The organism is Halorussus ruber (assembly GCF_004765785.1).
In the GTDB taxonomy this organism is placed as follows: domain Archaea; phylum Halobacteriota; class Halobacteria; order Halobacteriales; family Haladaptataceae; genus Halorussus; species Halorussus ruber.
This window is the reverse complement of the sequence record NZ_SBIT01000010.1, coordinates 47,988-67,066: the sequence shown is the minus strand read 5'-3', so window position 1 is coordinate 67,066 and position 19,079 is coordinate 47,988. Positions and strand designations below refer to the sequence as shown.

Annotated in this window: 23 protein-coding genes; 15 read left to right on the top strand and 8 right to left on the bottom strand. The window is 64.0% G+C overall.

Translation table 11 applies throughout. The annotated features are described in order from the left end of the window. Positions 1 to 58: 58 nt before the first annotated feature. Genes EPL01_RS16570 through EPL01_RS16560 form a run of 3 tightly spaced genes read left to right on the top strand, consistent with a single transcriptional unit; the run spans position 59 to position 1,650 of the window. The gene (locus EPL01_RS16570; RefSeq protein ID WP_135826399.1) at positions 59 to 808 is read left to right on the top strand and encodes an AzlC family ABC transporter permease; all 750 of its coding nucleotides are present in this window, start codon (positions 59 to 61) and stop codon (positions 806 to 808) included. Then, a complete protein-coding gene (locus EPL01_RS16565) occupies positions 809 to 1,150 on the top strand; it encodes an AzlD domain-containing protein (protein WP_135826398.1) in 342 nt (113 codons plus the stop codon). It abuts the gene before it with no gap. Between the two features lie 50 nt (positions 1,151 to 1,200). After that, positions 1,201 to 1,650 carry a hypothetical protein gene (locus tag EPL01_RS16560; protein WP_135826397.1) on the top strand — a complete coding sequence of 150 codons (450 nt, stop codon included), beginning with the start codon at positions 1,201 to 1,203 and terminating at the stop codon, positions 1,648 to 1,650. Between the two features lie 3 nt (positions 1,651 to 1,653). On the opposite strand, the gene EPL01_RS16555 is transcribed toward EPL01_RS16560, so the two are convergent. After that, positions 1,654 to 2,484, bottom strand: coding sequence for a deoxyribonuclease IV (locus tag EPL01_RS16555; RefSeq protein WP_135826396.1), 831 nt, complete (start codon positions 2,482 to 2,484; stop codon positions 1,654 to 1,656). A 124-nt stretch (positions 2,485 to 2,608) separates the two neighbouring features. On the opposite strand from EPL01_RS16555, the gene EPL01_RS16550 reads away from it, so the two are divergent. Then, on the top strand, positions 2,609 to 2,920 hold the full coding sequence (locus tag EPL01_RS16550; RefSeq protein ID WP_135826395.1) for a hypothetical protein: 312 nt from the start codon (positions 2,609 to 2,611) through the stop codon (positions 2,918 to 2,920). A 38-nt stretch (positions 2,921 to 2,958) separates the two neighbouring features. Here EPL01_RS16550 and EPL01_RS16545 read toward each other — a convergent pair whose 3' ends face one another. Continuing rightward, positions 2,959 to 3,768, bottom strand: a complete 810-nt coding sequence (locus EPL01_RS16545) for a lipoate--protein ligase family protein (protein WP_135826394.1) — start codon at positions 3,766 to 3,768, stop codon at positions 2,959 to 2,961. Between the two features lie 318 nt (positions 3,769 to 4,086). On the opposite strand from EPL01_RS16545, the gene EPL01_RS16540 reads away from it, so the two are divergent. The 3 genes from EPL01_RS16540 to EPL01_RS16530 all read left to right on the top strand — a co-directional run bounded on the left by EPL01_RS16540 (position 4,087) and on the right by EPL01_RS16530 (position 6,163). Further along, positions 4,087 to 4,563: a YbhB/YbcL family Raf kinase inhibitor-like protein gene (locus EPL01_RS16540; RefSeq protein ID WP_135826393.1), complete on the top strand. Its 477-nt coding sequence runs from the start codon at positions 4,087 to 4,089 to the stop codon at positions 4,561 to 4,563. A gap of 307 nt (positions 4,564 to 4,870) precedes the next feature. Continuing rightward, a complete protein-coding gene (locus tag EPL01_RS16535) occupies positions 4,871 to 5,560 on the top strand; it encodes a hypothetical protein (RefSeq protein ID WP_135826392.1) in 690 nt (229 codons plus the stop codon). Beyond that, positions 5,561 to 6,163 (top strand): hypothetical protein, encoded by a 603-nt coding sequence (locus EPL01_RS16530; protein WP_135826391.1) that lies wholly within the window; start codon positions 5,561 to 5,563, stop codon positions 6,161 to 6,163. Between the two features lie 346 nt (positions 6,164 to 6,509). On the opposite strand, the gene EPL01_RS21805 is transcribed toward EPL01_RS16530, so the two are convergent. Then, on the bottom strand, positions 6,510 to 6,662 hold the full coding sequence (locus tag EPL01_RS21805; protein WP_168215938.1) for a hypothetical protein: 153 nt from the start codon (positions 6,660 to 6,662) through the stop codon (positions 6,510 to 6,512). Between the two features lie 339 nt (positions 6,663 to 7,001). Here EPL01_RS21805 and EPL01_RS16525 point away from each other — a divergent pair, with 339 nt between their 5' ends. After that, complete coding sequence (locus tag EPL01_RS16525) at positions 7,002 to 7,913, top strand: serine/threonine-protein kinase RIO2 (RefSeq protein WP_135826390.1); 912 nt, start codon at positions 7,002 to 7,004, stop codon at positions 7,911 to 7,913. Between the two features lie 65 nt (positions 7,914 to 7,978). On the opposite strand, the gene EPL01_RS16520 is transcribed toward EPL01_RS16525, so the two are convergent. Continuing rightward, positions 7,979 to 8,125: a DUF1328 family protein gene (locus EPL01_RS16520; protein ID WP_135826577.1), complete on the bottom strand. Its 147-nt coding sequence runs from the start codon at positions 8,123 to 8,125 to the stop codon at positions 7,979 to 7,981. Positions 8,126 to 8,537: 412 nt separating this feature from the next. On the opposite strand from EPL01_RS16520, the gene EPL01_RS16515 reads away from it, so the two are divergent. After that, positions 8,538 to 9,128, top strand: coding sequence for a 50S ribosomal protein L15e (locus tag EPL01_RS16515; RefSeq protein WP_135826389.1), 591 nt, complete (start codon positions 8,538 to 8,540; stop codon positions 9,126 to 9,128). A 196-nt stretch (positions 9,129 to 9,324) separates the two neighbouring features. Further along, positions 9,325 to 10,158, top strand: coding sequence for an SAMP-activating enzyme E1 (ubaA, locus tag EPL01_RS16510; protein WP_135826388.1), 834 nt, complete (start codon positions 9,325 to 9,327; stop codon positions 10,156 to 10,158). 21 nt (positions 10,159 to 10,179) lie between these two features. On the opposite strand, the gene EPL01_RS16505 is transcribed toward ubaA, so the two are convergent. After that, the gene (locus EPL01_RS16505) at positions 10,180 to 11,244 is read right to left on the bottom strand and encodes a twin-arginine translocation signal domain-containing protein (RefSeq protein ID WP_135826387.1); all 1,065 of its coding nucleotides are present in this window, start codon (positions 11,242 to 11,244) and stop codon (positions 10,180 to 10,182) included. 193 nt (positions 11,245 to 11,437) lie between these two features. Here EPL01_RS16505 and EPL01_RS16500 point away from each other — a divergent pair, with 193 nt between their 5' ends. Then, a complete protein-coding gene (locus EPL01_RS16500; protein WP_135826386.1) occupies positions 11,438 to 12,007 on the top strand; it encodes a DoxX family protein in 570 nt (189 codons plus the stop codon). Positions 12,008 to 12,195: 188 nt separating this feature from the next. Here EPL01_RS16500 and gfo6 read toward each other — a convergent pair whose 3' ends face one another. After that, positions 12,196 to 13,275: a D-xylose 1-dehydrogenase Gfo6 gene (gfo6, locus tag EPL01_RS16495; protein ID WP_135826385.1), complete on the bottom strand. Its 1,080-nt coding sequence runs from the start codon at positions 13,273 to 13,275 to the stop codon at positions 12,196 to 12,198. A gap of 129 nt (positions 13,276 to 13,404) precedes the next feature. Here gfo6 and EPL01_RS16490 point away from each other — a divergent pair, with 129 nt between their 5' ends. Further along, the gene (locus EPL01_RS16490; RefSeq protein ID WP_135826384.1) at positions 13,405 to 13,938 is read left to right on the top strand and encodes a VIT1/CCC1 transporter family protein; all 534 of its coding nucleotides are present in this window, start codon (positions 13,405 to 13,407) and stop codon (positions 13,936 to 13,938) included. Between the two features lie 33 nt (positions 13,939 to 13,971). On the opposite strand, the gene EPL01_RS16485 is transcribed toward EPL01_RS16490, so the two are convergent. After that, positions 13,972 to 14,607 carry a DsbA family oxidoreductase gene (locus tag EPL01_RS16485; RefSeq protein WP_135826383.1) on the bottom strand — a complete coding sequence of 212 codons (636 nt, stop codon included), beginning with the start codon at positions 14,605 to 14,607 and terminating at the stop codon, positions 13,972 to 13,974. A gap of 127 nt (positions 14,608 to 14,734) precedes the next feature. On the opposite strand from EPL01_RS16485, the gene EPL01_RS21800 reads away from it, so the two are divergent. Together EPL01_RS21800 and EPL01_RS16480 are read left to right on the top strand one after the other, a co-directional pair. Continuing rightward, complete coding sequence (locus EPL01_RS21800) at positions 14,735 to 14,911, top strand: hypothetical protein (protein WP_168215937.1); 177 nt, start codon at positions 14,735 to 14,737, stop codon at positions 14,909 to 14,911. Beyond that, positions 14,911 to 15,315: a nitroreductase/quinone reductase family protein gene (locus EPL01_RS16480; protein WP_246045736.1), complete on the top strand. Its 405-nt coding sequence runs from the start codon at positions 14,911 to 14,913 to the stop codon at positions 15,313 to 15,315. Before EPL01_RS21800 ends, EPL01_RS16480 begins: the two co-directional genes overlap by 1 nt. Positions 15,316 to 15,445: 130 nt before the next feature. On the opposite strand, the gene EPL01_RS16475 is transcribed toward EPL01_RS16480, so the two are convergent. Beyond that, positions 15,446 to 15,823: a thioredoxin family protein gene (locus tag EPL01_RS16475; protein WP_135826382.1), complete on the bottom strand. Its 378-nt coding sequence runs from the start codon at positions 15,821 to 15,823 to the stop codon at positions 15,446 to 15,448. A gap of 481 nt (positions 15,824 to 16,304) precedes the next feature. Between EPL01_RS16475 and mutS the strand changes: the two genes are divergently transcribed. Then, entirely contained in the window at positions 16,305 to 18,965 is a 2,661-nt protein-coding gene (gene mutS / locus EPL01_RS16470; RefSeq protein WP_135826381.1) for a DNA mismatch repair protein MutS, read from the top strand. The last annotated feature ends 114 nt before the right edge of the window (positions 18,966 to 19,079 follow it).

Here is a 19,079-nt window from a genome sequence, read left to right as displayed (position 1 = left end):
TCGAATCGTTCGCCGGAAAACCAAGGGTCAAATCACCCTCCGCGCCTACCAACTGGTAGTGTCATCTCCACGCGCAGACTTTCTCTCGGGCGTCCGAGTCGCCGCGCCGATTACCCTCGGCGTCGCGCCGTTCGGCATGGTCGCGGGCGTCGCGGCGGTCGGCGTCGGCATGTCCGCGGTGCAAGCGGTCGCAATGTCGATTATCGTCTTCGCCGGGGCCTCGCAACTCGCCGCAATCGAACTGGTCGGGCAGAACGCACCCGCGGCGGTCGTCGTGCTGACCGTCGTCGTGGTGAACCTCCGCCTCGTGATGTACAGCGCGTCTATCGCGCCCCACTTCCAGCGCCAGTCGGCCAAGTGGAAGGCGGCGCTGTCGTACCTGCTGACCGACCAAGCCTACGCTATCTCGCTGCTGAAGTTCGAGAACGACGAGGAGACGAGTCGGCGCTGGTACTACCTCGGCGTGGCGGTCCCGCTCTGGGTCACGTGGCAGGCGTCCACCATCGCCGGGGTCCTGCTGGGCGCGCGCCTCCCGCCGGGATTGCAGCTCGAATTCGCAGTCCCGCTGGTCTTCCTCGCGGTCCTCGTCCCGGCGGTCACCGACCGAGCGACCGGGGCGGCCGCAGTCGTCGGCGGGACGACCGCAGTCGCGGCGAACGGACTTCCCTACAACCTCGGACTAATCGCCGCCGCGGTCGTCGGTATCGGGGCCGGACTGGTAGTCGAGTCGCTCGCCTCGGCGGATTCCGACGAGACAGACGATGCCGATGATGCAGACGAGATGGGCGACCGAGAGGAGGTGGCCTGAATGGCGACCTCGCTCGGGTCCGAGACGCTCTGGCTCATCATCCTCGCTGGCGGCGTCGGCACCTACGCGCTCAGACTCTCGTTCGTCGCGCTGTTCGGCCGACTCGACGACGTGCCCGAAAGCGCCGAGCGCGCGCTCCGGTTCGTCCCGGCGGCGGTCCTCTCGGCGCTGGTCGTCCCGCAGTTCGTCTACACGGACGGCACGCTCGCGCTCTCGCCGACGAACCCGGAACTGCTGGCTGGCGCGCTCGCGGCGCTGGTCGCGTGGCGAACCGAGGACATTCTGGCGACGCTCGTCGCCGGGATGGCGGGACTGTGGGTGCTGACGTTTCTCCTCGGGTAGCACGGGCTACTCGCCGCAGGATTCAATACCCGACACGTTGGTCGCCTGATATGGGTCTCCGGAACGCCCCCCGGACGATTCTCCGGTTCCTCGGCGTGGTGGTCGTGCTGTACTTCGTCGTCGGTTTCGCGCTGTCTGTCCTCTACCTGACGGTTCGGGTGTCGGCGGGACAGTACCCGATTCCCGACCAACCACTCGACCCGATATTCGAGTTCGCTCTCCTCGCGGCGGTCCTGCTCGGCGCGTGGGTCCTGACCGAGGAGTACTCGCTGAAACGCCTCGCGGGCTACGCCGTCTCGGTCTGGGCGCTGTTCTACGGCGTCGTGCTGTTTCTCGAAACTGTCGGGGCCTTCGAGTTCGTGTCGTCGGTCAGTTCCCCACTCGCGGGAGCGTCGATACTGCTTCTGGGCGCGGCCGCCTTGGTCTGGTCGTACCGACTCGTCTATCCGGCGTCGTTCGCGGAGCGGAGAGAACAGTTCGGTCTCGAAATTCGAAACTGAGACTCAGTCCTCGCGCAGGTCCCGAACTCGCTGGATGTTCCACGCGAAGCCCTTGCCGTCCTCGTGAGGCGTTTCGAGGACGAGGGGCACGTCCGCGAGGTCGGGGTGGTTGATAAAGGAGCGCATCCCCTCCTCGCCGATCAAGCCCTCGCCGATGTGGGCGTGTTCGTCCTTGTTCGTGCCGCACTCGTGCTTCGAGTCGTTGAGGTGGACGCACTCCAGATGCTCCAGCCCGACCACGTCGTCGAACTCGGAGATGGTGTCGTGGACCGCCTCCTCGGACGAGAGGTCGTAGCCCGCCGCGAACATGTGGGCGGTGTCGAGACAGACGTCTAAGTCCTGCTGGGAGCGGTCGAGGACTTCCGCGAGATGCTCGAAGTCGCCGCCGAGTTTCGTGCCGGACCCGGCGTCGCTCTCGATGAGGACCGTCACGCCCTCGGGGATGTCGAGTTCGTCCAGCGCGCTCGCCGCGTTGTCGAGACCGCCATCGACTCCGGCCCCGGTGTGTGCGCCGAGATGGACGTTGACGTAGGGGATGTCGAGTTTGTCCGCCGCATCGACCTCCTTCTGCATGCTGTCGATGGACTTCTCGCGGAGGCCGTCTTTCGGCGTGCAGAGGTTCACCAGATACGACGAGTGGATGACCCACGGCCCCACGTCGTTCTCGGCCGAGAGAGTTCGGAACTGCTCGGCCTCGTCGTCGTCGATGTTCGGGTCCTGCCAGACCTGCGGGGAGTGGGTGAAGATTTGTCCGCAGTTGCCCCCGTCCTCGATTTGGTCGTCTACGGCGTTGTAGACGCCGCCAGCGATGGATTCGTGCGCGCCAACTCTCATGTGTTCGGGGAGGGATGCAGGGGTGAAAGGCGCTTCGGAACCCCGACCGAAGTGCCGGAATACCGAGAGCGTGTGCAGTTCTACCGAGCCACACGCTTTTTGCCATTCAGAACCTACCGGGCGTGTGCCAATCACCCTCGAAACCTTCGAGCGGGGCGGTGAACGCTACTCCATCGAGGACCGCGTCCTCGACTTTCTGCAGGAAAACGACGACCACGCCTACAACGTCCGGGAGGTAACCGAGAGCGTGATGGACACCGGATGGTCGGAGTCCAACGTCGAGCACCCCTTCGAGGACGAGGAGCACGTCGGGTGGGTGCTGGACGTGGCGACCGTGAGCGCAATCTTGGACCGTCTCGTAGATAACGGCGCGCTCGACCGCCGCATCGTGGACACGGGGTCTGGAGAGCAGAGCTACTACCACGCTCGGGGGTAGGTCAGTTTCGCGGGTCGGTCCTCAGAGGGTCGAGACCGTCACTCCGTCGGGTCCTCGCGGTCCCGAACCCACGCCTCGCGCTCGAACTTGGCCTCGGCGCGCTCGTCGGCCCGGGCCAGTTCGTCGTCGGTCCAACTGCCCTCCTCGGCGTCGGCCCACTCGCGGAGGGCCGCCTCGACTGCGCCGACTGCTTCTGCCCGGTCTGCTCCCGCCTGCTCTGCCATCGTCGTCACGCGCTCGCGGAACTCCTCTGGCTCGGTGTCGGGGTTCGAGAACACCGAGAGGTGGCGCTCGGCGTCGAGGTCGAACTTGAGCGAGCCGTGCTGGATGACCGCGTCCTTCCGGCGGTACTGGGCGTTGCCCGAGATTTTTCGACCCTCGGCCACGATGTCGTGGGCCGGGTGGAGTTCCCGGAGGTAGCAGGCCGGTTGGTGGATGGCAGGCATCTTCTCGTCGGTGAACTGGGCGTCGATGCCGAGTCGCTCCAAGGCGTCGAAGACGGGTTCACAGAGGAGTTCGTAGGTCTCCATCAGGTCGCCCGGTAGCTCGTCGGCGGGCGCGATGATGGAGTAGGAGATGTCGCCGTACCGGTCGTGGTAGATGCCACCGCCGCCCGTGGGTCGGCGCGTGACCGTAATCTCCTCGCGGTCGCAGTAGTCCCACGCCACGCTCTCGGGGGCCTGTCGATAACCCAGCGAGAGGGTGCTGGGACGCCATTGGTACACTCGAACCGTCCGCGGACCGCCCTCGGCGGCCGTCTCCGCGGCGATTTCGTCCAGAGCCATGTTGAGCGGGCCACGACGGGACTCCTCCCGAATCAGCCGCCACTCGCGGTCGGACAGCGCCATGTCGGGGGCTTGGGGCGTGGAGGCAAAGTGGATTGCGAAGGCTACTGACCGACTGACGGGCGAACCAGCGACAGACAGAAAAGGCGAACAGTTAAGTTGTTTAGGCCGCCCTAAACTAGTATGGACCTGAACCGATTCGGCGGCAAGCGCACTAAGCGAACGCGGACGTGGGCGACAGTCTGTGCCGGACTCTTCGGCGTGTCGGCCGAAGAGCGCGACGAATCGCAGTAGCCTCGACCCCGAGGAGCGCGAGGGCAGTTCGCCACCGTAGCCGTCACAACTTTTGGCGCGGGCGGCGAGTCAACTGTGGGGAGAGCCATGCCAGACGGTACCATCCGAACTCCGGCGTTCACCCACGGCGAACCGATTCCCGAGAAGTACACCTGCGAGGGCGAGGACGTCTCGCCCGAGTTGACCATCGCCGACGTGCCCGACGACGCGGCGGCGCTGGCGGTGGTCGTGGACGACCCCGACGCGCCCGCTGGCACCTTCACCCACTGGTTGCTCTGGAACGTCCCCGCCGACACGGTCGAGATTCCGGAGGGCATCGACCGCCTCGAGGAGGTCACGGAACTCGACGGCGCGTCGCAGGGCGAAAACGACTTCGGCGAAGTCGGCTACCGCGGCCCCTGCCCGCCGGAAGGCGACGCACCCCACGAGTACCGATTTACGCTCTACGTGCTGGACGAGGAGTTAGCCGTCGAGGCGGGCGCTCCTCGGCCGGACGTGCAGGACGAACTCGACGCCAAGACGCGGGATTCCGACCAGTTCACCGGGACGTTCGCCCGGTCGTAGGCCGGGAAATCGGGTGAGGACGCTCGGCGGACGTGAGAGTGCGGTCCTCTTCCGGCTTCGTTCATCTCCGAAGTGAGGCGATTGCTTCCGTTAGGCAGATGCAAATGGTTCGCGCCATTCTGTGAGTTCGCTATCAACTGGCCGTTGCATTCATACGTCTCGGAGAAACTACTTCATGAGACGACAGTTCTGTCCATCTGCGACAAAAGTACGTAAAACGAGGGTGTGAGGCGTCGAAACGGTTGGTATCGATTTCCCGGCGGCGTCAGTATGACGGCTTACCCCCGGAAAATCGTTTATTTTAGCCGTGAACGATTGGGGCTTTATAATATCCAGTCCGGCGACGGAGACAGATGGTGCCATGGGAGAAAAGACACCAGATACCGACGATAGCAGAATAGAGCGGCGAGACATGCTGAAAGGCCTCGGCTTCGGTGCGATGGCCCTTGCAGGCGTTGGCGCGATGGGTGGGGGAGCAGTTGCGCAACCGATCCCGAATAACGCGGGTCTGACACCTCCCGACGAAGACTTAGAAGATGACCGGTTTACCGGCGATCCACCGCAAATCCCGAGTGACGCGAACACCGTTGATTTCGTCGTTTACAGTAACATTGGTCCCGACAGGCCGATGGGTTCACAACTCACCATCTTCACGAAGTCGGACACCCCTCAAGTCGTTACGCAAGCGTTTGAGGAGGGGACCTCAGCCTGTTCGGGTGGAATGACCGGTTCGGACCCAAGTGGGAACGTCGAGATGCGGCACAACTTCAGCGTCGAAAATCTGAGTTCCGGACAGTACGTGGCAGTTTTAGCGTTGATGGACTATCAAGCTGCCAGCCTGAACTCCCTAGATCAATTAGTCGAAGAGGGGCACGCTGAAAGGTTGGGACCATCCGACGCACAGACGGGAGCGTACGAAATCTCAGCAAACGTTCCCGAACCGATAGTTGACAACATCGTATCCCTGATCGCACAAGAGTTCGAAGTCCCCTCATAGATGTCCGACGAACGTCCAGACGACCGAGGCGGCATCGAGCGCCGCAGTCTCATCAAAGGTCTCGGCCTCGGCGCACTCGGCGTCACGGGCACGAGTGCGATGGCGAACAGAGCCGCGGCACAGGACGGCATGATCAGCTTCGCGGCCCTCACGCCGCCGGACGAGGACGTGGAGGACGACAGCATCGACACGTTCACCGATAGCTTCGAGGGGGCCTATACCGGCGATTTGGTGTTCGGCCTCAGACTCGGAATCGAGCGGAGCGTCCCGCTCGGCTACCAGATTACCATCGTGGACCGAAGTGACCACACCGTCGTTCCGGGCACGTTCGAGGAGGGTAGCTCGCACGCGTTCAGTGGAACCGTCAAGAGCGATTCGGCGGGCTACGCGATGAAGCGCGAGCGAATCAACGTCAGAGGCCTCGGTCCCGAAATGTTCGACCAGCCGAACCACTACTGGGCAGTGCTGACCGTGGTGGACTACTCGGGGCTGTCGCTGCAGGAATCCGAGAGCAACTGTGCGATGGACTGCGCCAGCGTCCCGTTCTCGGTCGAACCACCGAGTATGAATGCGACGGGGTCGACTAGCGAGGACGACGAGTAGCCGCTCACGACCGCCAGTCCTTTTTTCACCGCGCGAATCGACCGCCGACACCCCGACAGACGCAGAGACGCCTAATCAATTGTTTCCCGACTAAAAATATTGCTAAAATATACTATTACAGTTCTCAGCCATATACGTTCAATTCCGGTCTCGGCCACCGCGACAACCGAACCCGCTCTCGGAATACCCGCTGACCCGCTCCGACGAACCACTCTAAGAGCAATTAGGCCCACTCGTCCCACGACCGCCTCGTCACAACGTGCAGTTTCTCGCAGGTCGTGAGAAGCGATACAAAACAATTTCGACGGTTCAGAAAAGAGCGCGTGAGGAGTCCGACCGGCGAGCGTCAGTTACCACCGCCGCCGTTACCGCCCGACCGGTCGATAGACACGTCGTTGAACATCTGTCGACTGGTGCCGGCCGCGCCGAACTTCGAAATCTGGACGTCGTCGTACCAGAAGCGCTGTTCGAGTTGGTGGTAGACGTTGAGCAACACCACGTCGTTCCAGTCAGCCTGCTCTCAGGAACGACCGGTAGTGTCGTTTTCCGCCATAGCAACCCTACGGACAGTCTCTCACCGTATTTACGGCCGTGTCGGTAACGCTTCGACTGGTGAGACGACCCGCGCCACAGTTTTCATATCGTATCGACGAAACGCAAATTGGCCGGGAAACATACGATTTCCTATCGCGGTAGATGATTTATTAGAGTAGAAGCTGTCGGCCAACTGTGAGGCCGAACAGGACCTCTGTCGGGACGGCGACCTCGCCGCCTGCGGTTCGCGCCGAAAGTGAGTCGTTCGCGGGGCTTTTATCCGCCGGGCGTCTACTGGGCGGTGATGGTACAGAACGTCGCGGGCATGCTGGCCGAGTTGGAACCCGAGGACTTCCATCTACTGTCTGGCATCGAGCAGGGGATGCGCTTCTCGGAGTGGGTCGCCCGCGAGAAGCTTCCGGAGTTCTCGCGGTTGACCGCCGAGGAGGTCGATTACCGACTCGACAGGTGTCTCGACCGGGAACTCATCGAGCGCCAGACGATTCAGTACGAGGGCTACCGCCTCAAGTTCGAGGGCTACGACGCGCTGGCGCTCCACACCTTCGCCGAGCGCGAGACGCTGGAAGGGTTCGGGTCGCCGCTGGGCGTCGGCAAGGAGAGCGACGTCTACGAGGTCCAGTCGTACAAACCGCTCGCGCTGAAGTACCACCGCGAGGGGTACACCAACTTCCGCGAGGTGATGAAAGAGCGCGATTACACCTCCGACCGCGAACACGTCTCGTGGTTCTACACCGCTCGGAAGGCCGCCGAGCGCGAGTACGACGCCCTCGAAGGTCTCTACCCCGACGTGAAGGTGCCCCGGCCGGTAGACCACAACCGCCACGCCATCGTGATGGAGAAAATCGACGGCGTGGAACTCTCGCGGACCAAACTCGAAGACGAGCAGGTCGTCCCGATTTTGGACCTCGTCCTCTCGGAGATGGGCGACGCCTACGCCGAGGGCTACGTCCACGCCGACATGAGCGAGTACAACGTCTTCGTCAACACCGAGGGAATCACGATTTTCGACTGGCCTCAAGCGGTCGAGACCGACCACGAGAACGCCGACGAGTTCCTCGAACGCGACGTGGACAACATCGTCGGCTACTTCCGGCGGAAGTACCCGCGGCTCGTGCCCGACGACGTGGACACCGCGGCGCTCGCCGACTCGCTCGCTGACGGCGAGTTCGAGAGCGTTCGAGACCACGCCGCCTGATTCTCTCCGATTCGCCGAGTTCTTTCAGCAGCGCGCGAACGGCGGCCGACGCGTCTCCTCGGGTCTCAAAGCACCATCGAGACGACCGCCAGTACGAGGAAGACGATGACCAGCCACTTGGCGACGTCCATCGACAGCCCCGCGACGCCGCCTGCGCCGAGCGCCCCCGCGATGATGGCGAGGACGAAGAACGCGATGGCGAGTTCGAGAATAGCCATGCTATCGACCCCCCGCGTGCCGCGTCCGTCGCTCGCTCGTCGCTCGGTCCCCACTCGGTCGGTCGCTGGGTATGTCGTGTGCCATACCGGAGGATAGCGTTCGAGGTCCTTTGTTATCCGGTGGCTACTCCGTTAGCGGTCAGATACAGCGAATATCCGGTGTACGAAACGGTCCGAAACTGAATTACGGCCGCGTGGAACGGCCGACTCGCCGCGCGAAGACGAAGCCCTTAAACCCCGACGACGAGAATTTCCGGCAACTCGCTGGTAGACGGGCACCAGCGGGCACCTGTGGACCGGGCGCGGTTTCACCGCTTCCGGACGCAGGACGGAATGTGGTCCGCGAACCGAGGTGCGGCGCATCTCGATTCGCGGACTGAACCACTCAACGCCCGTGGTGATACATATGGCAAAAAGCTTCTACTCCCACATCAAGGACGCGTGGAAGGACCCGGGCGACGGCGATCTCGCCGAACTCCAGTGGCAGCGAAAGCAGGAATGGCGTGACCAAGGCGCTATCGAGCGCGTCGAGCGACCGACCCGCCTCGACAAGGCCCGCGAACTCGGCTACAAGGCCAAGCAGGGCGTCGTCGTGGCGCGCGTCAGCGTTCGCAAAGGCTCGGCCCGCAAAGAGCGGTTCACGGCCGGTCGACGAACGAAGCGGCAGGGTGTCAACCGCATCTACCGGCGCAAGAACCTCCAGCGCATCGCCGAGGAGCGTTCCAGCCGGAAGTACCGCAACCTGCGCGTGCTGAACTCCTACTGGGTCGGCGAGGACGGTAGCCAGAAGTGGTTCGAAGTGATTCTGCTGGACCCCGAACACGGTGCCATCGAGAACGACGACGACCTCAACTGGATCTGCGACGAGTCCCACAAGGGTCGGGCCTTCCGCGGCCTGACCAGCGCGGGACAGGACAACCGCGGCCTCCAGCAGAAGGGCAAGGGCACCGAACACAACCGCCCGAGCAACAACGGCGGTCAGGGTCGCGCGAAGTAGATAGCCGTACCCTCTGCGCCCGAACTGAGTTCGATTTTTTAGCCGAGGACGATTGTGAGAGCCGACAGGCCGACCAGCACGACGTGGAAGGTCCCGTGGGCGACCATCGCGGCCCCCAGACCGCCGAAGAAAACTCGTGTCCGAAACGAGGCAGGAGAGCCGCGGGTTTAAACCCGTTAGCGCCCAACCCTCGGGCATGAGCCTCTCGCTCGACCCGACCCAACTCGACCGTTACTCCCGGCACATCATCATGGACGAGGTCGGACCAGAGGGCCAGCAGTCGCTTCTCGACGCCTCGGTGCTGGTCGTCGGCGCGGGCGGTCTCGGAGCGCCGGTCATCCAGTACCTCGCGGCCGCGGGCGTCGGCGAGTTGGGGATTGCAGACGACGACGAAGTCGAACTCAGCAACCTCCAGCGCCAAGTTATCCACGGCGACGACGACGTTGGCCGACCCAAAGTCGAATCGGCGGCCGACTTCGTGGCCACGCTCAACCCCGACGTGGACGTTCGGACACACCAGACGCGCGTCGAACCCGACAACGCCGAGGAGCTAATCGCCGACTACGACTTCGTGGTGGACGCCAGCGACAACTTCCGGACGCGCTATCTGGTCAACGACGTCTGCACGCTCTCGGGAACCCCATTCTCCCACGGCGCGATTTACAAGTTCGAGGGGCAGGTCACGACGTTCACGACCGAGGGACCCTGCTACCGGTGTCTGTTCCCCGAGGCCCCGCCGCAGGGGATGGTCCCCGACTGCGCGAGTACCGGCGTGCTGGGCGTGCTTCCGGGGACTGTCGGATGCATCCAAGCCACCGAGACGGTCAAGTACCTCCTCGGCGAGGGCGGAGCCCTCGATGCAGGCGAACTGCTGGACGGCCGGATGATATTCTACGACGCGATGGACATGACCTTCGAGGAGGTCGAGTTCAGGCGGAACCCCGACTGTCCGGTCTGCGGGGAGAACCCCATCGACTCCGTGGCCGAGGTCGAGTACGCCGAGGAGTCCTGTCCCGTGAATGCGGGCTGACGCGACCGACTCGACCCTGTCTCAGCAGGACGACGTCGAATTAGCCACGCACATCGGCGCAAGCATCGCGTTCACGGCGTCGAGCGACTCTCGCCCGACCGACCCGACACTCCACTTGTTTAGGGTTAACGAGATGTCGTACCCGAAGTGACAGGCCAGTAGCTTACCATCGTCGTCAACCCACGGCCCGCCCGAGTCGCCGTCTACGGTGGAGTGACTCGACATGTCGGCCTGATACTCGACCTGCGAACTCCGTGTCGTGCTGGTACACTCGTCGTGAACCTCACCGCTTCCGAGGCCGAATAGTTGGACGGGGACCGTATCGCTGGAAACCGCGTCCGAAAGCCCCGCGAAGTGCCATGCTCCCGTTACGTCCGGAATCCCGTTGACCGTTGCGAGCGGGTCACTTTCGGTGTCGCTGTGGACCGTGTAGGAGGTCGTGTCGGTCGCGGTATCTCGGTGCGCGAGGTCGGCCGCCGAGTCACCGACGTACGTGATTTGGGACGCGCCTTCCGTGACGTGGTCGGCGGTAATCACGACGTTTTCGGAGGTATCCGCGTCGTAGGCGACCACGGTCACGGTCCCCTCCGCGTCGGAACCTTCGACGCCGATATTGACCCCGCCCTCGAGACTTTGGGGCCGTTTCTCCCGTGGTTGCTCCTCGTACTCGATGGGCATCTGTTTGAACCGATTGGGGAGCTTCCGCCGGACGGTAGCGGTGTTCGAGTCCAGTAGGAACTTGAGCGCGAGGTCGGTCTCGTCGCTCGACCGCTGAGTGAGGGTGACACCGTTGAGCTTCGGATACTCGTCTACGAACTTTTGAATCGGGAGATTTCGGTAGACCATCAGGCGACGATGGCGTTCTTTCGGAACGAATCGAACGCGCTCGGGATTCCCGTACACGTCGTCGGTGTAGACGACCGGGACGCCGTCCGGTCGCTCTCCGTACGCTCGTTCGATGGCGTTCACGAGGCCAGCAGTCCCGGCCCCTGCCATACCGAGCGCCTTCAAGAAGCGACGGCGCGACTGGCCGCCAGACTGTCCTTTCAGGTCGAAGATGTCGTTTTTGGACGGGTTTCCATCCATGTGACGGCAGAGTCAGAAAGGAAATATAAATTTTTATACTTAAAAATTATAAATTTATTCTACTTAGAGACTATTATATGTCATGCAACCTCTTAATACCTCAATTCCGGCACAAGCGTTTCTCATGTGACGAGAATCACTCCCTGTTTATATGCTCTCGTTGGGCGTCTGTCGAATCGTAAGGTGGACTACGATGGCAACTTCTGACATCAAAACCCGAGTCAACGAGTTCGAGAGTACGATTGGCGGCGTTACCGTCCACGGGAAGGCCCACAGCCTGAGCGCGTGGTTCGTCCTCGCGTTGCGTCTCATGATGGGCTACGCCTTCCTCCACGCCGGGTGGGAGAAAATCGCGGCCGCGGAACCGTTCAGCGCGACCGGCTACCTGATGAACGCGGTTCCGGCCGAGAGTCCGTTGGTCGGCGTGTTCCACTGGATGGGTTCGACGGCGTGGTTCGCCGACTTGCTCACCATCGCGGTCCCGTGGGGCGAACTTCTCATCGGGATGGCCCTGCTCGTCGGCGTGCTGACCCGCCTCGCGGCGTTCTTCGGCGCGTTCATGATGCTGCTGTTCTACTTCAGCAACTGGAGCGTCGAACACGGCCTCATCAACGGCGACTTCGCGTACATGCTGGTGTTCCTCGCGGTCGGGGCGTTCGGCGCGGGCCGCATCCTCGGACTGGACGCCATCATCGAGAACTACGACCTCGGCGGCGAGACCCTGACCGAGCGGTACCCGAAACTGGGCTACCTCCTCGGTTGAGCGGATTCTTTTGGCGAAACCGGTAGAACGAGCGACTATTCGTCCTGTTTCTCCTCGCGGCGCTTGCGACGAGCCGACCTGATACCGTGTAGGGCGAAAAAGCCCCTTGCAAAGGGTGCGCCGAGTTGGCCTCGGCTTCGGTTATAAATGTTCGGCGAAGATGAACTAGTAAATCAATTATCGCTATATCAAATGTCGGAAATCGAGACCGCCGACTCCTGTTCGGCGCTCTCGTAGACGGCGTGCATGGCTTCGATGTCTGCGAGGCCGTGGCGGCCGTCGGGGTGAATCTCGCGGTCGGTCCGAATCTGGTGGGCGAAGTAGTCGAACTCCTCTAGCATCTGGTCGACCTGCTCGTAATCGATGTCGGCTCGATTGCCCTCGACTTCGAGCGCGAACTTCCGGTTCTGGCGGTCGAAGAAGGCCGGTTCGATGCTGACCTCGCCCTCGGTGCCGACGACTTTGAGGTGGCTCGACTGGGCGGCGTTCTGACTGGCAGAGCAGGCCGCGAGGGTTCCGTCGTCGAAGCGAATCTCGAAGGTGGCGACCTCGTCTGGCACGTCGCCGAAGGCGTCCTCCTCGGAGCGGGCGAACGCCGAGACCGCGGTCGGGTCGGTGTCGAGGACGAATCGCGCGGTGTTGAGGGGATAGATACCGAGGTCCATCACCGACGTGCCGGGACCGGAGAGGTCCGGGTCGAGTCGCCACTGGTCGGGGTTCGGAATCATCTCCAACAGGCGCTGGGACATGCTTCCGTGAACCAGCACGGGGTCGCCGATAGCGCCGTCCTGAACGAGTTCTCTCGCGCGGCGGACCGCAGGTTCGGTCTGCATCCGGTAGGCGACCATCAGGGGCACGCTGTCTTCGCAGGCTTCGACCATCCGACGGGCGCGTTCGGGAGTCGCCTCCATCGGCTTCTCGCAGAGGACGGCCTTCCCGAACTCGGCGGCGGACTCCGCAAATTCGAGGTGCTTGGCGTTCGGCGTGGCGATGTAGACCGCGTCGTACTCGTCGGTGGCTTCGCCGTCGTGGAACTCGTCGTAGGTGATGGCGGTCGCGGTATCGTCGGCGATTTCGGCCACGTCCTCGGCCTTGTCGTGGTGGCCGCTGACGACCACCGTGGTCTCGCACCAGTCGCTCTGCTCGGTCGCCGGGATGGCCTCCTCGCGGGTCCACCATCCCAACCCAATCATGGCGAACCGCAGGGGTTCGAGGTCCGATTCGGTCTGCCAGTCGCGTCGGCCGAACTCCGAGAGGGCGTCGTCCATAGCGAACGCTCGGCGTCCACGCGGACGTAGTTTTCGGCGACGACGCTCGTTTTCGGCGACGACGCTCGGCGCTCGGCGACGGGATTTTCGGCGACGGGGTTCTTTGGTGATGGTCCCGTAGTTTCTGTCATGTTGGAAGTCCTCCTCGGCGACGACGCCGAGCGGTCTGGCGCGTACATCGCGGAGTTCGTCTACGGCGCGAACGACGGCATCGTGACCACGTTCGCGGTCGTGGCGGGCGTCGCCGGAGCGTCGCTGTCGCCCTCTATCGTCCTCGTCCTCGGTGCGGCCAACCTCTTCGCCGACGGCTTCTCGATGGGGATGAGCAACTACCTGAGCAGGCAGTCGGAACTCGCGTATCAGGAGAGTCAAGGCAACGACGAGGGACACGGGGATAAATCGCCTGCCAGCACCGCGCTCGCCACCTTCGTCGCGTTCGTCCTCGCGGGCGTGATGCCGCTGGTTCCCTACGCGCTCGCGGTCCGACCGCTCTTCCCGGCCGCCGTCGCGGTCACGGGCGTCACGTTCTTCGTCGTCGGCGCGAGTCGGAGCCTCGTGACCGACCGGGGATGGCTCCGGAGCGGCGCGGAGATGTTCGCCATCGGGATGCTAGCGGCGCTGGTGGCGTTCGTCGTGGGGGACCTGCTGGCAGGGGCGGCGTGACGGAGAATCTTCGGGTTTCGGAAGATGAATCGTCTACTGACTGCCCTCGACTAGTCGCTCGAACTGCTCGGGCGGAATCGCGCCGCGGGCGGCGTGGCCCTCGTAGACGAACGTCGGAATCCCCGACACGCCCGCCTGTTGGGCCTCCTCGAACCGGTCGCGGAGTTCAGTTTCGAGAGTCTCGTCTTCGGTCGCGTCGCGGACCTCGTCGGGGTTGATACCCGCCTTCTCGGCGAGGTCGGCCAGCACGTCCAGGTCGCCGATGTCCCGGCCGTCCTGCCAGAGCGCCTCGAAGACCGACTCGTGGAAGTCGAGGAAGGTCTCCTCGTCGTAGCTCTGGCGGACGTAGAGCGCGGCCTGCTGGGCGTTCCACGAGTCCACGTCGAGCGAGAAGTCGAGGTCCATCGTCACGTCGTAGCGGTCCTTGAGGCGCTCGACGTTCTCGCGGACCTGCGCGAAGTAGTCGTCGCCTTTCCCGTCGTCTACGTCATGGTCGATGCTCCCGTCGGGGCCGCGCTTGTACCCCCGGAGGTCGTAGAAGCGCCACTCGACCTCCGGCGGGTCGTCGGCCTCCTCGCGGTACTGCTCCATCGCGGCCTTGCCGAGGTAGCAGAACGGGCAGACGTAGTCGGAGTAGATCGACAGCGTGTCGGTGGATTGGTGGCTCACGGGCGGAGTTGGGTTCGGAGAGGGAAAAGCGGACGCTCGGCGGTCGGGATTTCCGGTAGTCGAGTCGGCGGTCGGTGGGAGGAGCGTCGCCGAGAACTTTCAACATCGACGCTGTCGTACGTCCGGCATGGCCCGACACCGCCGATGGAAGTATCTGGCCGTCGGCCTCGCGCTCGCCGGACTCGCCGCCCTCGCGGTTCGCCAGCGTCGTCAGAATCGAGAAACAGTCGAGGAGGAGCGAGAACCCGCCGACCGGCCCCGAGTCGCGCCCGCCGAACTGCCCGCGCCGGACTCAACCCCGTGATGGAGCGACTCCTGCGCTCGCCGCTCCACGGACTCGTCAGCGACTCGCTGATGCTCATCACGTTCACGGGGCGCAAGAGCGGCCGGGAGTACACCACGCCGGTCGGCTATCGACGCGAGGAGGACACGCTGGTCGTGTTCACCCACAGCGACTGGTGGAAGAACCTCCGAGGAGGCCACCCCGTCCGGGTCCTCCTCCGAGGAGAAGAGCGGTCTGGCGTGGCCGAGCCGAGCGCCGACCCCGCAGACGTGGCCGACCACGTCCGGCAATTCGTCGAGCGCGAGGGCGTCGAGAAGGCCCGCCGAATCGGCCTTCAGGTGGAGGGCGACCGACTCCCCGACGGCGAGGCGCTGGCCGAGGCGCTCGACGGCACAGTCGTCATCGAAATCGAGTTGCAGGAGTAGCCGCGGCGTGCGTCGTAGAAAGACAACGAATTCATTCCTAAAGAATTCTAACCGTGTCTTTAGGAAATGAAAGCATACGTTTTAGAAATTGTTAGTTACTTCTCCTTCGACCGAGGACGCCCCGGCGTCCCTACGCCCCGCCGCGGTTCTCCACGAGCGCGACGATGTCTTCGGCTCCTTGGAACCCCTCGCTCTTGCGCTCGACCAACTCGCCGTCCTCGAAGACCAGCAGGAGCGGGACGCTCCGGACGTCGTACTCCTCGATGAGCGGCGGGTCGTCGCGGGGGTTGAGCGTGCCGACCGCGGCGTCGGTGGCGCGGGCCACGTTGCCCAGAATCGGTTCGAGGGCTTGGCACTTCGGGCACCCCTCGGTGTAGAACTCGACCAGCGCGAGGTCGTGGTCGGCGACGAACGCCGCGAGGTCCTCGGCGTCTTCGAGGTGGACGGGCTTGTCGATGCGAGTGGCGGAATCGGTTTCGTCGGCGGTCTCGGGGGCCGTGTCTGTCATAGTACCCTGTACGTCGCCAGCGACTGTTATCCCTTCCGCCCGGTCGCATTTTTGTCTGTTCTCGGTCGGTCTCGGGTTAGAGAGGGTGAAAGGAAGGGGGAATCGGGAGTGTGACGACAGGGAGAAATCGGGGAGTAGGACGACAAGGAAAAGTCGAGAAATAGGACGACAGGGAGGAATGGAAGCTAGCTTCAGGCTTGAGCCGAGGAGTCTCCGCAACCGCCCCGTACCGCAACCGCGGGCCACGTCCTCCCCAACCGATTGCGCTTCTCGCTTCGTCGTCCGAGAGCGACGCTCTCGTGATCACGAAAATCTTCGATTTTCGAACGACTCCGATGCTCATCCCTCGCGCGGTTTGGCGCGGCACGGAGACCGCGCCAGCGCGCGCCGAGAAGTAGGGCCGGTGATTCCGGACTCCGAATCCCCATCCCCTCGCCGAGTTCCGATTGCTTATTGGGCTGGGGCCACTCTACTCTCACCCATGGACGCGGCGCTGGGGGCACCCGAGAAGATGGCCGAGAACGAGGAGGACCTGACGCCGATGATGAGCCAGTACTTCGAGCTCTGTCGGCAGTACGACGACTCGCTGGTCCTCTTTCAGGTCGGCGACTTCTACGAGACCTTCTGCGAAGCGGCGGAGAGAACCGCCAGACTCCTCGAAATCGCGCTGACGCAGCGCGAGGACTCGACCGGCACCTACCCGATGGCTGGCATCCCCATCGACAACGCCGAGTCGTACATCGAGACCCTGCTCGACGCTGGCTACCGGGTCGCGGTCGCGGATCAAGTGCAGGAACCCGAGGAGGCCACCGGCGTGGTGGACCGGGCGGTCACTCGGGTCGTCACGCCCGGCACCCTGACCGAGGACGAACTGCTGGACACCGACGACAACAACTTCGTGGCCTGCCTGACCGAGGACCCCGACCGGTACGGTCTCGCCCTGCTGGACGTTTCGACCGGCGACTTCTACGCGACCAGCGCCCGCCGCGAGGAGACCGTCGCCGACGAGGTCAGCCGATTCGCCCCCGCGGAGGCCATCGTGGAACCCGAGACCACCGCCGACCCCTTCGACGCGGATTGTATGGTCACGCCCTACGATTCGGCGGCCTTCGAGTTCGAGGCGGCGGCCGAGAAGGTCGAGGCTTACTTCGGCTCGCCCGACGCCCGACTCACAGCAGACGTGGAGATTCGGGCCTGCGGTGCCCTGCTGGCCTACGCCGAGTACACTCGCGGCGGCGTGGCGGGAGGCGGCGGAGCGGACGACGACGAAGCCAAAGAGGGCGGCCACCTCGACTACCTCAACCACCTCACGCGCTACGAACCCCGCGAGTACATGCTCTTGGACCGGGTGGCGCTCTCCAGCCTCGAACTGTTCGACCGCCGGACGGTCCACGGCGACGACGACGTGACTCTGCTGGGCGTACTGGACGAGACCTCCTGCGCGCTCGGAAGCCGGAAGCTGAAGGACTGGCTCCGGCGACCCCTGCTCGACTCCGACCGCATCGAGGCCCGGCTCGACGCCGTCGAGGAGTGGACCCACAGCCTCCAGGCCCGCGAGGAGGCCCGGAATCTCCTCCGGGACGTGTACGACATCGAGCGCCTCATCGCCAGAATCTCGCGGGGCCGGGCCAACGCTCGGGACCTGCGGTCGCTCAAGGACACCCTCGACGTGGTGCCCGAAATCAAGGACGAGATGGAAGCCTTCGAGAGCGAGAAACTCACCGAACTCCGCGAGCGTCTGGACGAGTTGGAGGACGTACGAAATCTCATCGAACGAGCGATTCGGGAGAACCCGCCACGCGAGATTACCGAGGGCGACGTGATTCGGGAGGGCTACGACGACGAACTCGATTCGCTCCGCGAGACCGAGCGCGAGGGCAAAGCGTGGATAGACAGCCTCGAACAGCAGGAGCGCGAGCGCACCGGCATCGACTCGCTGAAGGTCGGGCACAACTCGGTCCACGGCTACTACATCGAGGTCACGAACCCGAACCTCGATTCGGTGCCCGACGACTACAACCGTCGCCAGACCCTCAAAAACTCCGAGCGGTTCTACACGCCCGAACTCAAGGAGCGCGAGGACGAGATTCTGCGCGCGGAGAACCGGGCAGACGACCTCGAACACGAACTGTTCCGCGAAGTGCGAAGCGAGGTCGCCGACGAGTCCGAGCGCGTCCAAGCCCTCGCCGACGCCCTCGCAGAGGTGGACGTGCTGGCCGCCCTCGCAGAGGTAGCGGCCACCCGCGACTACGCCCGACCGGAAATCGGCGGCGAGGGCATCCACGTCGAGGGCGGCCGCCACCCCGTGGTCGAGCGCACTCAGCAGTCGTTCGTGCCCAACGACGCCCACCTCGACCCCGACTCCTCGTTCGCGGTCGTGACGGGGCCGAACATGTCGGGCAAATCGACGTACATGCGACAGGTCGCGCTCGTCACCGTCCTCGCCCAGACGGGGAGCTTCGTCCCGGCCGCCAGCGCCCGAATCGACCCGGTAGACAGGGTCTTCACTCGGGTCGGCGCGAGCGACGACATCGCGGGCGGACGCTCCACCTTCATGGTCGAGATGACCGAACTCTCCGCGATTCTGGAGAGCGCCACGGAGAACTCCTTAGTCCTGCTGGACGAGGTCGGTCGGGGCACCAGCACCACCGACGGCCTCGCCATCGCCCGGGCAGTCACGGAGTACGTCCACGACGAAATCGGCGCGCTCACCCTCTTTGCGACCCACCACCACGAACTGACCGAGACCGCCGACGACTTGCCTCGCGCCTTCAACTTGCACTTCGCCGCCGACCAGACCGACGAGGAGGTCACCTTCGACCACGACGTGCGCCGAGGCGCGGCCACGGCCTCCTACGGCGTGCAGGTCGCCCGGGAGGCCGGGGTGCCGGACGACGTGGTCGAGCGAGCGCGGGACCTGCTGGCGGAAGCCGAATCCGCCGAGGTGGAGGGCGAGGCGGTAGAAGGCGAGGAGCGCGAACGGGAACAAGCGCCGGAACCACCACAGAACGCCGCGCCGGAGGCGCTGGCCGACGGCGCGGCGGACGTGCTGGCAGAGCGACTGCGCGAGGTGGACGTGGCGACGATGACGCCCTTGGAGGCGATGAACGAGTTGGCGGAACTCAAGCGCGAAGTTGAGTAGCTGCGACACTCTCCTCAGGGCGTCCACTCGTCTCGGGTCGTCCAGTCGCCTCAGGTCGTTCAATCGTCTCGGTTCGTCGCCACGAACGCTTTTCCCTCCTTGCGTCGTGCATGA

What these genes read in the sequence shown, in the direction of transcription:
- EPL01_RS16565 (WP_135826398.1), top strand. Translation starts at nt 809, where the DNA reads ATGGCGACCTCGCTCGGGTCCGAGACGCTCTGGCTCATCATCCTCGCT.
- EPL01_RS16560 (WP_135826397.1), top strand. Translation starts at nt 1,201, where the DNA reads ATGGGTCTCCGGAACGCCCCCCGGACGATTCTCCGGTTCCTCGGCGTG.
- EPL01_RS16555 (WP_135826396.1), bottom strand. Translation starts at nt 2,484, where the DNA reads ATGAGAGTTGGCGCGCACGAATCCATCGCTGGCGGCGTCTACAACGCC.
- EPL01_RS16545 (WP_135826394.1), bottom strand. Translation starts at nt 3,768, where the DNA reads ATGGCGCTGTCCGACCGCGAGTGGCGGCTGATTCGGGAGGAGTCCCGT.
- EPL01_RS16540 (WP_135826393.1), top strand. Translation starts at nt 4,087, where the DNA reads ATGCCAGACGGTACCATCCGAACTCCGGCGTTCACCCACGGCGAACCG.
- EPL01_RS16530 (WP_135826391.1), top strand. Translation starts at nt 5,561, where the DNA reads ATGTCCGACGAACGTCCAGACGACCGAGGCGGCATCGAGCGCCGCAGT.
- EPL01_RS16525 (WP_135826390.1), top strand. Translation starts at nt 7,002, where the DNA reads ATGGTACAGAACGTCGCGGGCATGCTGGCCGAGTTGGAACCCGAGGAC.
- EPL01_RS16515 (WP_135826389.1), top strand. Translation starts at nt 8,538, where the DNA reads ATGGCAAAAAGCTTCTACTCCCACATCAAGGACGCGTGGAAGGACCCG.
- ubaA (WP_135826388.1), top strand. Translation starts at nt 9,325, where the DNA reads ATGAGCCTCTCGCTCGACCCGACCCAACTCGACCGTTACTCCCGGCAC.
- EPL01_RS16505 (WP_135826387.1), bottom strand. Translation starts at nt 11,244, where the DNA reads ATGGATGGAAACCCGTCCAAAAACGACATCTTCGACCTGAAAGGACAG.
- EPL01_RS16500 (WP_135826386.1), top strand. Translation starts at nt 11,438, where the DNA reads ATGGCAACTTCTGACATCAAAACCCGAGTCAACGAGTTCGAGAGTACG.
- gfo6 (WP_135826385.1), bottom strand. Translation starts at nt 13,275, where the DNA reads ATGGACGACGCCCTCTCGGAGTTCGGCCGACGCGACTGGCAGACCGAA.
- EPL01_RS16490 (WP_135826384.1), top strand. Translation starts at nt 13,405, where the DNA reads ATGTTGGAAGTCCTCCTCGGCGACGACGCCGAGCGGTCTGGCGCGTAC.
- EPL01_RS21800 (WP_168215937.1), top strand. Translation starts at nt 14,735, where the DNA reads ATGGCCCGACACCGCCGATGGAAGTATCTGGCCGTCGGCCTCGCGCTC.
- EPL01_RS16480 (WP_246045736.1), top strand. Translation starts at nt 14,911, where the DNA reads ATGGAGCGACTCCTGCGCTCGCCGCTCCACGGACTCGTCAGCGACTCG.
- EPL01_RS16475 (WP_135826382.1), bottom strand. Translation starts at nt 15,823, where the DNA reads ATGACAGACACGGCCCCCGAGACCGCCGACGAAACCGATTCCGCCACT.
- mutS (WP_135826381.1), top strand. Translation starts at nt 16,305, where the DNA reads ATGGACGCGGCGCTGGGGGCACCCGAGAAGATGGCCGAGAACGAGGAG.